1 protein-coding gene is annotated in these 584 nt (G+C 35.6%); it reads left to right on the plus strand.

Features of this window, described 5'->3' with window-relative positions; all coding sequences use genetic code 11:
- Window positions 1-584, plus strand: a 584-nt coding sequence (gene nuoF, locus AMN73_RS01370) for an NADH-quinone oxidoreductase subunit NuoF (RefSeq protein ID WP_075534514.1), incomplete at both ends; no start/stop codon positions are given.

The following is a 584-nucleotide window of genomic DNA, read 5'->3' on the forward strand; positions in this document are numbered from 1 at the left end:
AGAGGTAGAGGTGGAGCAGGTTTTCCAACAGGACTAAAATGGTCTTTTGCTCCAAAAGAAGTTGGTTCAAGACCGCATTATTTAGTAATCAATGCAGATGAATCTGAGCCAGGTACTTGCAAAGATAGAGACATATTAAGATTTGAACCCCATAAACTGATAGAAGGGTGTTTAATTGCTGCTTATACAGTAAATGCACATGTTTGTTATATTTATATCAGAGGAGAATATTATAACGAGGGACAAAAACTCCAGAAAGCAATCGATGAAGCATATTCACAAAAGTTGATTGGAAAGAATGCTTCAAATACAGGTTGGGATTTTGATATTTATATACATTATGGAGCAGGAGCATATATATGTGGTGAGGAAACTGCTCTGCTTGAAAGTTTAGAAGGTAAAAAAGGTCAACCAAGACTTAAACCTCCTTTCCCAGCACTCATTGGACTTTACGGATGCCCAACAATTATAAATAATGTAGAGACGATCGCTGTAGTTCCAACAATATTAAAAAGAGGTGCAAAATGGTTTTCAAGTTTAGGTAAACCAAAAAATACTGGTACTAAAATTTTCTGTATTTCTGG

Source organism: Candidatus Pelagibacter communis, from assembly GCF_001179965.1.
Lineage (GTDB): Bacteria > Pseudomonadota > Alphaproteobacteria > Pelagibacterales > Pelagibacteraceae > Pelagibacter.